The sequence below is a fragment of the Pseudonocardia sp. OZ21 genome, assembly GCF_059359135.1.
Map to the genome: position 1 here is coordinate 507,712 of NZ_JCADBN010000004.1, position 14,096 is coordinate 521,807.

Sequence of the window (14,096 nt, forward strand, 5' to 3'; positions counted from 1 at the left end):
GCACGCCGTCTTCTGGCAGGATCGTCCCATGTCGGCCGCTGTGATCTGGCTCATCCTGGGCCTGGTGCTGATCGCTGCCGAGGTGCTTTCCGGCGACTTCGTCCTGCTGATGCTCGGCGGGGCGGCGCTCGCGGCGGCCGGTGTCTCGTTCGTCGTCGCCGGGCCGGTCGTCGGCGCGGTTGCGTTCGTCATCGCATCGGTTCTGCTGGTCTTCGCGGTGCGCCCGGCGCTGCGCCGGAAGCTGAACCGCGGGATCGACCACTCGGTGATGCACCACAAGGCGCTCGTCGGCACCACCGGTGTGGTGGTCGCACAGGTCGACGGGCACGGGGGCCGCGTCAAGATCGGCGGCGAGGTGTGGTCCGCCCGGTCCAGCGACGGGCACGAGGTGATCGAGCCGGGGGCGAAGGTCACGGTCCTGGACATCTCGGGGGCCACGGCGCTCGTCGTCGGGCAGGACTGACCGGAGCAGTCCTGGTGCAACAGGAGTACACCGGAGTCACCAGCAGCGAGCCGGCGTGCGAGGACCCGACCGCTGACATCCAGCGTCGGATGGAAAGAGGGAGGGAGAAGCGGTGACCGATTCTACGGTGCTGCTCGTCATCGTGGCGCTGGTTGTGTTGCTGGTCGTGGTCTCGCTGGTCAAGGCGATCCAGATCATTCCGCAGGCCACCGCCGCCGTGATCGAGCGGCTGGGCAGGTTCAAGGGCACGGCCGACCCCGGGCTGGTGTTCCTGGTGCCGTTCATCGACAAGGTCCGCGAGCGGATCGACCTGCGCGAGCAGGTGGTCTCGTTCCCGCCGCAGCCGGTGATCACGCAGGACAACCTCACGGTGAACATCGACACGGTCGTCTACTACCAGGTCACCGACCCGAAGTCCGCCGTCTACGAGATCAACGACTACATCGTCGGCGTCGAGCAGATCACCACCACGACGCTGCGCAACGTGGTCGGTGGCATGAGCCTGGAGGGCACGCTCACCTCCCGCGACGAGATCAACACGGTGCTGCGCGGCGAGCTCGACGAGGCCACCGGCCGGTGGGGGATCCGGGTCGCCCGCGTGGAGATCAAGGCCATCGACCCGCCGGCGTCGATCCAGGAGTCGATGGAGCGGCAGATGAAGGCCGACCGCGAGAAGCGGGCGACGATCCTCACCGCGGAGGGGCAGCGGGAGTCGGCGATCCGCAGCGCCGAGGGACAGAAGCAGGCCCAGATCCTCACCGCCGAGGGCGCCAAGCAGGCCGCGATCCTCAACGCCGAGGCCGAGCGGCAGTCCCGCATCCTGCGCGCCCAGGGTGACCGTGCTGCCCGCTACCTCGAGGCGCAGGGCGAGGCGAAGGCCATCGAGAAGGTGTTCGCCGCGATCAAGGCGGGCAGGCCCACCCCGGAGCTGCTCGCCTACCAGTACCTGCAGACGCTGCCGCTGATGGCGGAGGGCGACGCCAACAAGGTCTGGATCGTCCCGTCCGACTTCGGCAAGGCGCTGGAGGGCTTCACGCGGATGCTGGGGGCGCCCGGCGGGGACGGCGTGTTCCGGTTCGAGCCCTCTCCGGTGGACGACGCGGTGTCGAAGCCCGAGGAGGACGACGAGGCGATCAAGGACTGGTTCGACACCGCGGGTGACCCGGCGATCGCGAAGGTGGTGGCCGACGCCGAGGCGCAGGCCCGCAAGGAGGTGCCCGCGCTCGGCGCGGAGACCCCGCACCTGTCCACGCCGCACGTGCCCCACAACAACGGGCCTGCCCCGCAGCTGCAGAACCCGTCCGCGTCCGCGCAGCGGGCGCTGCCGGAGAGTGCGGTGCCCACTCCGCCGCGCGGAATCCCCCAGGTGCCCCCGGCACCGGATCTCGAGAAGCCGCCCACCCAGGAGTAGTCCGGGTCTGCGCCGCCCCCGCCGGTCAGGACAGGGTGAAGCCGAAGGGCAGCTCGAGGCGGTGGCGGCGCAGCAGGTCGGGGTCGGCGAGGAGCTCGCGCATCGGCCCGTCGGCCACGATGACGCCGTCGTCGAGCACCACGCCCCGCGGGCAGAGCTGCAGCGCGTAGGGCAGGTCGTGGGTCACCATCAGCATGGTGGCGTCGAGGCCGAGCAGCACCTCGGCGAGCTCGCGGCGGGCCACCGGGTCGAGGTTGGACGATGGCTCGTCCAGCACGAGGATCTCCGGCTCGCAGGCCAGCACGGTGGCCAGCGCGACCCGCCGGCGCTGGCCACCGGACAGGTGCAAGGGGGAGCGGTCGCGGTGCTCCTGCATGCCGACCGTGGCGAGAGCCGTGTCCACCCGGGCCCGCAGGTCGTCGCCGGTGACTCCGAAGTTGGCCGGCCCGAAGGCCACGTCCTCGGCGACGCTGGGCATGAACAGCTGGTCGTCCGGATCCTGGAAGACGATGCCGACCCGCCGTCTGATCTCCCGCAGGTTCTGCTTGGCGACGGCCAGGCCGCCCACGGTGACCGTCCCGTGGCCCGCCGCGAGGATGCCGTTGAGGTGCAGCACGAGCGTGGTCTTTCCCGCGCCGTTGGGGCCCAGCAGTGCCACCCGCTCGCCGCGGTTGATGGTGAGGTCCACCCCGAAGAGGGCCTGCCGACCGTCCGGATAGGCGAAGGCGAGGTCGCTGACCTGGAGGGACGGCGGTGCGGTCGCCGACGGCGAGCTGTCCGGCAGGGCGGCATGGTCGGGCGAGATCACGCGATCGCCCATCCGGTGACGGCCAGGCAGAGCGCGACGGCCACCGGGGCGAGCCCGGCGATCCAGTCCCGCCGCGTGGTGGGGGCGTCGCTCAGCCGGGGCATGGCGCCGGTCCAGCCGCGCGAGAGCATCGCGAGGTGTACGCGTTCGCCGCGTTCGTAGGAGCGGACGAACAGCGACCCGACGCCGCGGGCGGTGGCCCCGGCCTGCCACAGGAAGCGCGGGTCGTGGCCCCGGGAGATCCGGGCCAGCCGCATCCGGCGGGCCTCGGCGGCGATCACGTCGACGTAGCGCAGCATCAGGGTGACGATCGTGACGACCAGAGCGGGCGCGTGCAGCCGTTGCAGCCCGAGCAGCAGGTCACGCAGCGAGGTGGTGGCGGCCAGGGTGAGCGAGGTCAGCACGCCGAGGGTGCCCTTGACGAGGATGTTCCACGCCCCGAGCAACCCCGGTTCGGAGAGCTGGAGGCCCAGCCACTCGACGTGCGGGCCGCCTCCGGTGAGCGGCAGGAGCACCGCGAGCACCACGAACGGCGCCTCGATCACCGACCGCCGCAGCATCCACCCCGGCGGGATGCGGGCCACGACCCAGATCGTGGCCAGCAGCGCCAGGTAGCCGCCGAAGACCGGGAAGGCCTCCCGCGGCGTGAGGACCACGCAGACCACGCCGAGGAACGCGGCGACGATCTTCACCTCGGCCGGGAGCAGGTGCACCGGCGAGGTGCCGGGGAGATGGAGCGGGTGGCCGTGGCCGGTGCCCGCCACTAGCGCTCGTGCTTCGGGCCGCGCCTGCGCAGCACCCAGAACAGGCCGCCCGCCACGACGAGCGTGACGAGGACACCGATCACGCCTGCGGCCCCGACCGTGCCCTCGCCGCCCTCCACCGAGTAGTCGGCCAGCGGACTGCCCGCGAGCGAATGGTCGGTGGCGTTCTGCGCGATACAGGTGCCCTCGAGCTGCTCCCCGGCGTCGGACTCGACGACCTGGCAGCCCTGCAGCGTGACGGTGTCCAGCCCGTCGGGATGGGGGCTGGCGAAGTAGGACAGCGCGCCCGCGACGAGCAGGGCGACCGCGAGGAAGCCGAGGAAGAAGCCGGTAACCCGCCGGTTCGGTGCGGGAGCGGTCATGACGGGTTCCCCTCGGTGGCGCTGTTCTCGGTGGTTCGGCGCAGCTGCAGAGGCGGCGCGGTACCGCGCAGGAGGTGGACGAGATCGGGCCGGATCGAGGCGACCGCTCCGACGGTGGCCGCGGTGATGACCCCCTCGCCGATGCCGATCAGGACGTGGAGGCCGATCATCAGGGTGAAGACCGTGCCGAGCGAGGCGCCACCCGCGCCGCCGATCGCGTACTCCAGGACGAACGCGAGCGACGCGACCACCGTGTTCACGAACGCGGCCACGAACGCCGTGGCCACCAGGCCGGCACGGCTGCGGCGGGCGAGGGGGCGCAGCGCCACCGCCACCGCGTAGCCGACGAACACGCCGACCAGCGCCATGTTGACGATGTTGGTGCCCAGCGCGGTGATGCCGCCGTCGGCGAAGAGCAGCGCCTGGACGCAGAGCACGATGGCGATGCAGAGCGAGCCGACCCAGGGCCCGACGAGGATCGCGACGAGCGCGCCGCCGAGCAGGTGGCCGCTCGCGCCGGGCAGGATCGGAAAGTTGATCATCTGGACCGCGAAGACGAACGCGGTGACCAGTCCGGCCATCGGGGCCGTCCGGTCGTCGAGGTCGGAGCGGGCCCGGACGCCGGCCAGTACCAGCCCGAGGACGGCGACCAGGCCGAATGCCCCTGCGGTCGGCGCGTTCACCAGCCCGTCGCTCATGTGCATGGCCAGTACCGTGTCGCCGACCATCCCGGCCTCCTCGATCGCCCGCGCGGACACCCGATCGGGTGGCCGACACAGGCTAGTCGCGGACGAGCGGCTGTCGCAAAGAACTTGCGATTAGGGCGGAGGTGGGATGGCCGCCGGATCGCGACTCAGGCCGCGTCGTCTCCTTCGTTGCGGCGCGCGGCGAGCTTCGAGATCGCGTACAGGGCCCGCCTGCGGGACCGGCCGGCCGGAGCCAGCAGGCGTCCGACGGCGAGGTCCACGCCCCGGACCTGGAAGAAGGGCGACTCGCCGATCTCCTCCAGCAGCATCCGCTGCTGCTCGTAGATCGCCTCGGCGTTCTCCGAGGACACGGTGCCGCGCCCGATCCGGAACGCCGCGAGCGTCTCGGGCAGCCCGAGGAACTCCCCGTACTGCAGCAGGCGCAGCCACAGGTCGAGATCCATGATGTAGGTGCGGTCGGCGCGCCACCCGCCCACGGCGAAGAAGTCGTCACGCCGGAACAGCACGTTGTTGGACTCGCCGATCGGGTTCGACCCGTTGCGGACGACCCGCCGGGCCACCTCGACGCCGGTGCGCACGCCGGTGAGCCCGCCGAGGCCCCGCCGCGGGACGATCACCCGGCTCTGCTCGTCGATCATGTGACGCCGGGCCGCCACCAGCGCGAGCCCCGGGTCGGCCTCCATGGGCGCGACCTGGAACTCGAGGCACCGCGGGTGGAGGAGGTCGTCGGCGCACACCACCTTCACCAGCGGCGACCGGGAGAGCTGGACCACGCGGTTCCAGTTGTCCGGCTGCGACACGGTGGTGGGGTTGCGCTCGACCCGGACCCGCGAGTCGCGCTCGGCGAAGGAGCGGGCTATCGCCCCGCTCTCGTCCGTGCTCGCGTTGTCGAGGATGACGAGCTCGAAGTCACGGTAGGTCTGGTCGAGTACGCTCCGGATCGTTTCGGCGAGGAAACGCTCCCCGTTGTAGACCGGGATGCAGACGGACACACTCGCCAGCGGCAGCAACACAAAGCCTTCTCTCCTGCCGGTTTCGGGACCGAGAGACGGTACCGCCCGGCGCGTCTCGGAACCCCTCCGCCCCCGTCGCGGCACGATCGGGTACCGCGATGAGGGTCGATGTGAACGATCCGTAGAGTGCCGATCGGCAGGCGCAGTGCACACCGGCAGTTGCGCTACCGAAGATGCCCCGATTGGGGTACGGCTTCGCGAGATTGTTACGTAACGCGATTGGGTGCTTCAGAGATAAACCCAGCGATGGAGATCGTCCTGGGAGAAGGCTACAGGCAGCGACGGGGCCGAGGGCGCGAAATCACCGCGGAGGCGGTGGGGGGGAGAACGGCGATGCAGCGGAACGGCAACCCGCGGGTGTCCGTGGTGGTGCCGACCCGGAACGAGGCGCGGAACCTGGAGGTCGTGCTCCCTGCGATCGCCGCGGTGCGTCCGGCGGTTCACGAGATCATCGTCGTCGACGGCAACTCCGTCGACGGCACGATCGAGACCGCACAACGGGTCCTGCCCTGGGTCAAGGTCATCACGCAGACCCGCAAGGGCAAGGGTAACGCGATGGCGTGCGGCTTCGCCGCGTCGACGGGCGACGTCATCGTGATGTTCGACGCCGACGGGTCGGCCGACCCGGCCGAGATCCCCTCGTTCGTCCGCGCGCTGATCGATGGTGCCGACTTCGCCAAGGGGAGCCGCTTCGTCCGCGGCGGCGGCAGCGACGACATCACGCTCCTGCGCAAGAGCGGCAACGCCGGCCTCAACGGCGTGGCCAACGCGCTGTTCGGCACGTCTTACACCGACCTCTGCTACGGCTACAACGCCTTCTGGGCCGACATCCTCCCGGTCCTCGACCTTCCGCCCATCGACGCCCCGGCCCCGGCCGAGGGCATGTTGTGGGGCGACGGGTTCGAGATCGAGACCGTGCTCAACTGCCGTGTCGCCGCTGCCGGTCTGAAGATCACCGAAGTGCCCTCGATGGAGCGCGAGCGCATCTTCGGCCAGTCCAACCTGCGCACCTTCGCCGACGGCACCCGCGTGCTCCGCACGCTCGCCGCCGAGCGTCGCCGGGCGCAGCGCGGCCGGGCCGAGCGCGTGCAGGTCGAGGAGCAGGCCAGGGCTCTCACCCCGGCGGGGGGCATCCCGGTGGTGCCGCCCGTTGGCGAGCCCGGCGCCCCCAACGGCGCGTCGATGGGCGCGTCGTCGCTCAACGGGGGACCGCTCGGCGCGTCTGCTCCGGCCGCCGATCCCGTCAACGGCCGCCGTCCGCTGCCGCCCCCGCGGCCGGCCCCTGTCGACCGTGAGGGCCGCGACGGAGTGGCCGTGCGATTCGCGCTGGAGGAGGAGGCGTCCTGATCTGGGCGCCCCCTTACACTTCGACGCCAACCGGATACCCGGGGTGTCCGGTGACCTTCTGCCAGATGCCCGCGGTGTGATCGCGGGTCGGTGACGAACGGAGTACCACGGTGAGCGTGCCCTCTAGCGCCGAGCTCACGCGGGCGCGCCTCGCACGCCGTTTCGTGGCGCTTCTCCTGGTCGTTGCGGGGATCACCGCGTGTGTACTGAGTGTCCTGAACGTCACCGGCGGCTTCGTCGGTGACTTCCGGTTCCTCGTCACCACGTTCTTCCTCATCCTCGGGCCCGGGTGGTCCGCCGCAGGCTTCCTGCGGCGGGCCCCCGCTGCGCACGTCTGGATGCTGACCGTCGGGGTCGGCGTGGCCGTCACGCTGCTCGTCGGCCAGATCATGGTGAGCACGGGGGAGTGGCGTCCGGCCATCGCGCTGTACGTGATGACGGTGCTGAGCGTCCCGTTGTTGCTGCGGCACGCGGTGGTCGCCCAGTGAGTGAAACCGTCACAGCTGACCCCGTTATCGTCCACCCGGTGCTCCGCCGTTCCCCTGTTCTGCATGTCGTGACTGCCCGCGTTCCGCTGGTCCCCTCCCCGTGACGCGCCGGCAGCCGCCTTCAGGTCCGCACTCCGCGACCGTGCGGCCCGACCACGACGGCCGGCCGCATCCCGATCCCCGTGCCGACCCGCCGACGCATGCTTTCGACCCCTCCGCCGCCCCGACGGTCCGGCTCCCGGCCGTGGTGGCCGACACCGTGCGGATCGCGAGCATCACCCGCGGGGTCCCGCCCGAGCAGGACAGTGGCGACGAGGGGCTGAGCGACGGGCTCGCCCTCTCGCTGAGCTCGGTTGTGGGCTCGGTGGGCGGCCTGATCTTCTGGCTGATCGCGGCCCGGATCATGTCCACCGCCGAGGTGGGCGACGCCCAGCTGGTGGTCTCCGCGTTCATCCTCGTGGGCGGGGCCGCCCAGCTCAACCTCGGCGTCGGCCTGATGCGGTGGATGCCGCGAGCCGGACGCAGCACGGGCAGGCTCGTCTGGAGCAGCCTGCTCCTGATCATGCCGCTGTCCGGGCTGGTCGGGCTCGTCTACGCGCTGTTCGCGCCGCGGCTGGCCACGATCTCGGCAGGCCCCGACGGACCCTTCGCGTTCGGTCTCCTGCTCTTCGTGGTCGCCTCAGCCGGCTGGGGCGTGTTCGTCGTGCACGACTTCATCCTCGTGGCGCTCGGCAAGCCGTGGTGGGTCGTCTGGCGCAACGGGATCTTCACCGTCGCCCGCCTCGGCCTGCTGGTTCTCCTCGGCGGGCTGGCCGCGCTCGGCTCCTACGGCGCGGTGCTGCCGTGGGTCGGCTCGATCGTCGTCTGGATCGCGGTCGGCTCGGTCGTGATCGCCGTCATGACACGGCGGGCCAGCGCACGGGCGAAGGACGGCGTCCTGCCGACCCGCAGCGTCGTGATCGCTTTCCTCGGCCCCACGGCGGTGGGGCAGATCGGCGCCGCCCTGCTCTACAACCAGGTTCCGGTCCTGGTCAACCTGCGGTTCGGCCCCGAGACCGGCGCCGTCTTCTTCATCGCGTGGCAGGCCGTGGCCGTGATCGACCTCGCCGGGATGTTCTTCATGAACTCCCTGGCGGTCACCGTGGCGCGCGAGCCGCACCGCACCCGCGAGCTGGCCGCGGCGGCGCGCCGCAGGCTGCTCGTCATCTTCCTGCCGATGCTGGCGCTGGGCGCGGCGCTGGCCTACCCCCTGCTGCTGATCTTCGGTGAGGCGTACGCCGAGGGAGCCGACGTGCTGCGCCTGCTCCTGTTGGGGTTGGCGTTCCGGCTGGTCGTCGCCCATGAGCTGGGCGTGCGCCAGGCCACCGGCTCGGCCATGAGCTACGCCAGGCTGCAGCTCAGCAGCTCGATACTCGTGGTGGTCGCAGCGCTCGTCACACCCGTCACCGGCGCCGGGGTGTCCGCGCTCATTCCCGTGGCGATCGGCTACATCGCCGTCCAGGTCGTCTGTGCGGCGGCTGTGCTGTTCTCCCCGGCGCGTCGCCGGGCCGATGTGGAGGTTCCTTCGCCGTGACTTCGACGGACACCCGCTACCCGGGTGACGAGAGGCGGCCGGGGAGCAACGTCGACCAGGCCACCACGGCGATGCGTGCCGCAGACCTCGACGCCCCGACCACCGCCCTGCCCGTCCAGCGTCCCCGGGCGCGGAACGTCCCGCCGCCACCCCCGCCTGCGCCGCCGGCCACCGGCATCTTCCGCTGGCTCTCCCCGGTGCTCGCACTGGCCGCCGTGGCCCTGCTGCCGGTGGCGGCCGCCACCACCGACCTGTCGGCACTGGACGGCTGGGGCCTGGCCAAGGTGCTGAGCCCGGCCGGATGGGCCGCCCTGCTGTGCGCGGTCGGCGCCTGCGTCGCGGAGCTGCGCTCGCCGCGTCCCCGGATCCCGATGCTGGGCACCGCCACCGCGGTGCTGATCCTCTGCTCGGTCGGGATGCCGTCCGTGGTGGAGCCGGTGGCGCGGTTCAGCACGGCGTGGCTGCTCGCGGGGTTCACCGACGCGATCGCCCACGACGGGATCCCACCCGAGGGCATCGACGCCCGGTTCTGGTGGCCCGCCTTCTTCGCGCAGTGGGCCTTCTTCCGCGACGCGGGCGGCGCCACCCAGCTCGACTCCGTGCTGCGCTGGTTCCCACCGGTGGTCGTCGGGGTGTGGACGATCGGCATCTACGCGCTGGCCCGTTCGATGCTCGGGGGCAGCCGCGCACCGTGGGCGGCTGCGTGGCTGTTCGTCGGGCTCAACTGGGTGGAGCAGGACTACTTCTCGCCCCAGGCCACCGGCATCGTGCTGATGCTGACCGTGCTGACGTTCGCGCTCGGCCCGTTGGCCACGCGGCGCACCGACGCGGCAGGGGTGCCGGGCTGGCCGGTCGCGCACCCCGAAGCCCGACGGCTACCGCTGCTGCGCCGCTGGCTGGTGTCGGCGATGACCCCACCCAACAGACCGAGCCTGCCACCCCGACAGCTGCTGCTGATCTACTTCTGCGCGGCGCTGTGCATCCTGGCGGTGATCCCGGAGCATCAGCTCACCCCGTTCGCGATCATCGGCCAGCTCGTGGTGCTGGCGATCGTCGGCCGGATCCGGGGCCGTGGCCTGGTACTCGTGGCCATCGTCGGCCTGGCGGTGTTCTTCGTGATCTCCGCGCGGCTGTTCTGGATCACCCAGCTCGGCCTGCTGCTGGGCTCCGGTGGCGGTGATGCACTGGAGACCGGGGTCGCGGACCGCTTGCTCGGTGACACCGGGCAGGTCGCGGTGAAGTACCTGCGGATCATCGTGCCCGGTCTGACCTGGGCGCTGGCGATCGGCGGGGCCTGGGTCTACTGGCGCCGCAAGCGCGACCTGGTGCCGATCGCGCTGGCGGTGGTGCCGATGGCGTTCGCGCTGCAGGGCTACGGCGGTGAGGTGTTCCTGCGGATCGTGCTGTACGGCCTGCCGGTGCTCACGATCCTCGGGGCCGACGGGCTGCGCGCACTCGTGCGGCGCAGGCGCTCCATGGAGGTGGTGCTCGCGGTGGGGATGGTCCTCCTGTTCCCCCTGCTGGTGCTGATCCGCGGGGGGAACGACGCCTACCAGGTGGTCTACCCGCAGGAGGTGGCGCTCGCCCGGCAGGTCATCCACGAGACCCCACCCGGCCAGGAGATCGTGCCGCTGTCCAACGTCGGGCCCTACGGTGTCGAGGGCATCGACACCCACAGCATGGGCTCGGTGGTCGACGGCTGCGCCGAGCTGGCCAACGACCCGGTCCGGTGTATCGAGGCCGAGGCCCCCGACGTGCTGATCAGCTTCACCTCGGTGGAGAAACAGGGCGTCGTGCTCAACGGCAAGAAGCCCGGCTGGAGCCTCGAGATCATCCAGCAGCTGGTGGCGTCCGGGCAGTACGTCTTGACCTACCAGGACGGCTTCGATGCGGTGTTGAAGAAGACCGTGCCGACCGTACCTCTGGCACCGGGCACGGGAGGCTGAGCATGATCCTGGCTCAGGACCTCGTCATCGATCAGTCTCTGGACATCTGGGTCTGGCTGGCGTTACTGCTGTTCCTCATCGTCATCGCGGCGCGCGCCTGGGTGGTGGAGACCGGCCGGGAACGGCTCGGGCGCACGCCGGTCAAGGTGAAGGTGCTCACCGCCACCACGGTGGTCGTGCTGCTGGGGTTGACCGGACTGGTCGTGATGCAGGGCGGTTACCTGTTGATCGAGTCGATCATCACCGGAACCGACCCGTCGACCACCGTCTACGGACCCGACCCCGACGCACCGGCCGACCCCGATGCGCCGGCCGACCCGAACGCACCGGCTGACCCGAACGCACCGGCCGGTGCGCCGGCGCCGCCGCCGGGCGGCTGAGCTCCGCAGCCCCCCGCGGCGGACGCGGGACTAGCCGCCGAAGCCGATCGCCACGTACTTGGTCTCGAGGTACTCCTCGATCCCCACGCTGCCGCCCTCGCGGCCCAGTCCGGACTGCTTGATGCCGCCGAACGGGGCCGCGGGGTTGGACACGAGGCCGGTGTTGAGGCCGACCATGCCGGACTCGAGACGCTCCGACACCCGCAGCGCCCGCGTCACGTTCTCCGTGTACAGGTAGCTCACGAGGCCGAACTCGGTGTCGTTGGCCGCGGCGACGGCCTCGTCCTCGGTGTCGAACACGCTGATCGCGGCCACCGGCCCGAAGATCTCCTCCGCGGTGAGCCGCGCCTCCAGCGGAACGCCGGTGAGCACGGTCGGGCGGTAGAAGTAGCCGGGACCGTCCACCGCCTCGCCGCCGACGCGCACGGCGGCGCCGCGGTCCACCGCGTCCTTCACGAGTTCGGCGACCTTGTCGCGGCCCTTCGCGTCGACGAGGGGCCCCACGTCCACGCCGTCCTCGGTGCCGCGACCGACGCTTAGGGCGCTCATCCGCTCGGTGAGCTTGTCGGCGAACGCGTCCGCCACCGAGCGGTGCACGAGGAAGCGGTTGGCGGCCGTGCAGGCCTCGCCCATGTTGCGCATCTTGGCGAGCATCGCGCCGTCCACGGCCTTGTCGAGGTCGGCGTCGTCGAACACCAGGAACGGTGCGTTGCCCCCGAGCTCCATCGACGTCCGGAGCACCTTGTCCGCCGCCTGCTCCAGCAGTCTGCGGCCGACCGGGGTGGAGCCGGTGAAGGAGAGCTTGCGAGCCCGGCCGTCCCGGATGAGGGGCTCCATGACGCCGCCTGCGTCGGAGGTGGTGACCAGGTTCAGCACGCCGCCGGGCAGCCCCGACTCGGCGAGGATCGCGGCGAGCGCGTGCATCGACAACGGGGTCTGCGACGCGGGCTTCAGCACCATCGCGCAGCCGGCGGCGATCGCCGGGCCGATCTTGCGGGTGCCCATCGCCATCGGGAAGTTCCACGGCGTGATGAGCAGGCAGACCCCCACGGGCTGCTTCTGCACGAGGAACCGGCTCGCGCCGTTCGGGGCGGTGGCATAGCCGCCGTCGACCCGGACGGCCTCCTCGGCGAACCAGCGGAAGAACTCCGCCGCGTAGGAGATCTCGCCCCGTGACTCGGCGAGCGGCTTGCCCATCTCCAGGGTCATGAGCAGCGCGAGGTCGTCGATGCGCTCCATCATCAGCTCGTAGGCCCGACGCAGGATCTCCCCGCGCTCCCGGGGCGCCGTGGTCGCGAAGGACGGCTGGGCGGCCACCGCGGCCGCGAGGGCGTCCAGCCCGTCCTCGGGACCGGCGTCGGCCACCTCGCACAGCGCCTTGCCGGTGGCCGGGTCGTCGACGGTCAGGGTGGCGCCGGATGTGGCCGGTCGCCAGGTCCCGCCGATGAACAGACCGGTGGGGACCGCGTCGACGACCCGCGACTCGTCGGCTGTGGAGTTGCTGGTCACCGCGGAGTTCGTCATGGTCCGATGCTGCCACCGCGGGCCGGAGGGCGCACCCGACGTGACGGGTGTCCCTGCCCGCCTCGTCGGCGGGCTGTGACCCGATCACTACTGCCGCAGCGGTGAGAATGTCGCAGGATGGGGGCCGTGACGGAGACGATGGTGCGGCTACCGGCGTTGGTGCCACCCCCGACCGACCTCCCGCCGCGCGCCGCCGCGCTGCGCGGCGAGGTGCGAGCGTTCCTCGCGCAGGAGCGGGCGGCGGGAGCCTGGACACCTCGCGCCGACGTGTGGCTGTCGGGCTGGGACGAGCGCTTCACCAGGGAGCTGGGCAGGCGGGGCTGGCTGGGGATGACGATCCCGGTCGAGTACGGCGGCCACGGAGCGTCCCCGCTGGATCGGTACGTCGTCACCGAGGAACTGCTCGCCGCGGGTGCTCCGGTGGCCGCGCACTGGGTGGCGGACCGCCAGATCGGACCCACCCTGATGCGCTTCGGCACCGACGCCCAGCGGCGGCGGTTCCTGCCCGGGATCGCGGCAGGCGAGGTGTACTTCGGCATCGGCATGAGCGAGCCGGACGCGGGATCCGACCTGGCGGCGGTACGGACCAGGGCCGTGCAGGTCAGCGGCGGCTGGGAGCTCACCGGCACGAAGGTCTGGACCTCCGGAGCACATCACGCGCACGCCTTCTTCGCGCTCGCCCGCTCGGCGCCCCGGGACGAGCAGAACCGGCACGCGGGCCTGTCCCAGTTCATCGTGCAGCTCGACTCCCCGGGCGTGCAGATCCGCCCGATCCCGCTCCTGACCGGCGCGCACCACTTCAACGAGGTCGTGTTCGACGGCGTGTTCGTGCCCGACGACATGGTGCTCGGTGAGATCGGCGCGGGCTGGCGCCAGGTCACCAGCGAGCTGGCGTTCGAGCGGAGCGGGCCCGAGCGGTTCCTCTCGACGTTTCCGCTGCTCACAGCGCTCGTCGGGGAGCTGCAGGCCAGCGGGTCCACCGCCACGAGGGAGCTCGGCGGCCTCGTCAGCCGGCTCTGGACGCTGCGCCGGATGTCCCTCGCCGTGGCGGGGTCACTGGAGTCGGGCGAGGCACCGGAGCTGGCCGCTGCCGTGGTGAAGGACCTGGGTACGCGCTACGAGAACGAGGTGATCGAGGTGGCCCGGCTGCTCGTCGCGACCCCGCCGGACCCCGGCGCCGAGGGCGGCTACGCCCGGCTGCTGGCCGACGCGGTGCTGCACGCCCCCGGCTTCACGCTGCGCGGTGGCACCAACGAGGTGCTGCGCGGGATCGTCGCGCGCGGGCTGGGGCTGCGGTGAACGAGTCTGCG

14 protein-coding genes are annotated in these 14,096 nt (G+C 71.6%); 8 read left to right on the top strand and 6 right to left on the bottom strand.

The window, feature by feature from the left end:
- Positions 1 to 28: 28 nt before the first annotated feature.
- A complete protein-coding gene (locus tag AC5L35_RS12345; RefSeq protein ID WP_495059710.1) occupies positions 29 to 463 on the top strand; it encodes an NfeD family protein in 435 nt (144 codons plus the stop codon).
- Between the two features lie 112 nt (positions 464 to 575).
- Positions 576 to 1,874: an SPFH domain-containing protein gene (locus tag AC5L35_RS12350; RefSeq protein ID WP_495059711.1), complete on the top strand. Its 1,299-nt coding sequence runs from the start codon at positions 576 to 578 to the stop codon at positions 1,872 to 1,874.
- 25 nt (positions 1,875 to 1,899) lie between these two features.
- On the opposite strand, the gene AC5L35_RS12355 is transcribed toward AC5L35_RS12350, so the two are convergent.
- The 5 genes from AC5L35_RS12355 to AC5L35_RS12375 all read right to left on the bottom strand — a co-directional run bounded on the left by AC5L35_RS12355 (position 1,900) and on the right by AC5L35_RS12375 (position 5,528).
- A complete protein-coding gene (locus AC5L35_RS12355; protein ID WP_495059712.1) occupies positions 1,900 to 2,694 on the bottom strand; it encodes an energy-coupling factor ABC transporter ATP-binding protein in 795 nt (264 codons plus the stop codon).
- Entirely contained in the window at positions 2,679 to 3,446 is a 768-nt protein-coding gene (gene cbiQ, locus AC5L35_RS12360) for a cobalt ECF transporter T component CbiQ (protein ID WP_495059713.1), read from the bottom strand. Before cbiQ ends, AC5L35_RS12355 begins: the two co-directional genes overlap by 16 nt.
- On the bottom strand, positions 3,446 to 3,808 hold the full coding sequence (locus tag AC5L35_RS12365; protein ID WP_495059714.1) for a PDGLE domain-containing protein: 363 nt from the start codon (positions 3,806 to 3,808) through the stop codon (positions 3,446 to 3,448). Before AC5L35_RS12365 ends, cbiQ begins: the two co-directional genes overlap by 1 nt.
- The gene (locus AC5L35_RS12370) at positions 3,805 to 4,536 is read right to left on the bottom strand and encodes an energy-coupling factor ABC transporter permease (RefSeq protein ID WP_495059715.1); all 732 of its coding nucleotides are present in this window, start codon (positions 4,534 to 4,536) and stop codon (positions 3,805 to 3,807) included. The genes AC5L35_RS12365 and AC5L35_RS12370 overlap by 4 nt, the downstream gene beginning before the upstream one ends.
- Positions 4,537 to 4,661: 125 nt before the next feature.
- Complete coding sequence (locus AC5L35_RS12375; protein WP_495059716.1) at positions 4,662 to 5,528, bottom strand: glycosyltransferase; 867 nt, start codon at positions 5,526 to 5,528, stop codon at positions 4,662 to 4,664.
- Between the two features lie 333 nt (positions 5,529 to 5,861).
- On the opposite strand from AC5L35_RS12375, the gene AC5L35_RS12380 reads away from it, so the two are divergent.
- The 5 genes from AC5L35_RS12380 (at position 5,862) to AC5L35_RS12400 (ending at position 11,262) form a co-directional block, all read left to right on the top strand.
- On the top strand, positions 5,862 to 6,875 hold the full coding sequence (locus AC5L35_RS12380) for a glycosyltransferase family 2 protein (protein ID WP_495059717.1): 1,014 nt from the start codon (positions 5,862 to 5,864) through the stop codon (positions 6,873 to 6,875).
- A 110-nt stretch (positions 6,876 to 6,985) separates the two neighbouring features.
- Positions 6,986 to 7,363 carry a hypothetical protein gene (locus AC5L35_RS12385; protein ID WP_433272239.1) on the top strand — a complete coding sequence of 126 codons (378 nt, stop codon included), beginning with the start codon at positions 6,986 to 6,988 and terminating at the stop codon, positions 7,361 to 7,363.
- Positions 7,364 to 7,505: 142 nt separating this feature from the next.
- Complete coding sequence (locus AC5L35_RS12390) at positions 7,506 to 8,936, top strand: lipopolysaccharide biosynthesis protein (RefSeq protein ID WP_495059718.1); 1,431 nt, start codon at positions 7,506 to 7,508, stop codon at positions 8,934 to 8,936.
- Positions 8,933 to 10,882: a hypothetical protein gene (locus AC5L35_RS12395; protein WP_495059719.1), complete on the top strand. Its 1,950-nt coding sequence runs from the start codon at positions 8,933 to 8,935 to the stop codon at positions 10,880 to 10,882. Before AC5L35_RS12390 ends, AC5L35_RS12395 begins: the two co-directional genes overlap by 4 nt.
- Before the next feature lie 2 nt (positions 10,883 to 10,884).
- Complete coding sequence (locus AC5L35_RS12400) at positions 10,885 to 11,262, top strand: hypothetical protein (RefSeq protein WP_495059720.1); 378 nt, start codon at positions 10,885 to 10,887, stop codon at positions 11,260 to 11,262.
- Positions 11,263 to 11,292: 30 nt separating this feature from the next.
- On the opposite strand, the gene AC5L35_RS12405 is transcribed toward AC5L35_RS12400, so the two are convergent.
- Positions 11,293 to 12,786, bottom strand: a complete 1,494-nt coding sequence (locus AC5L35_RS12405) for an NAD-dependent succinate-semialdehyde dehydrogenase (RefSeq protein ID WP_495059721.1) — start codon at positions 12,784 to 12,786, stop codon at positions 11,293 to 11,295.
- A 117-nt stretch (positions 12,787 to 12,903) separates the two neighbouring features.
- On the opposite strand from AC5L35_RS12405, the gene AC5L35_RS12410 reads away from it, so the two are divergent.
- Positions 12,904 to 14,085, top strand: coding sequence for an acyl-CoA dehydrogenase family protein (locus AC5L35_RS12410; RefSeq protein ID WP_495059722.1), 1,182 nt, complete (start codon positions 12,904 to 12,906; stop codon positions 14,083 to 14,085).
- Positions 14,086 to 14,096 lie beyond the last annotated feature (11 nt).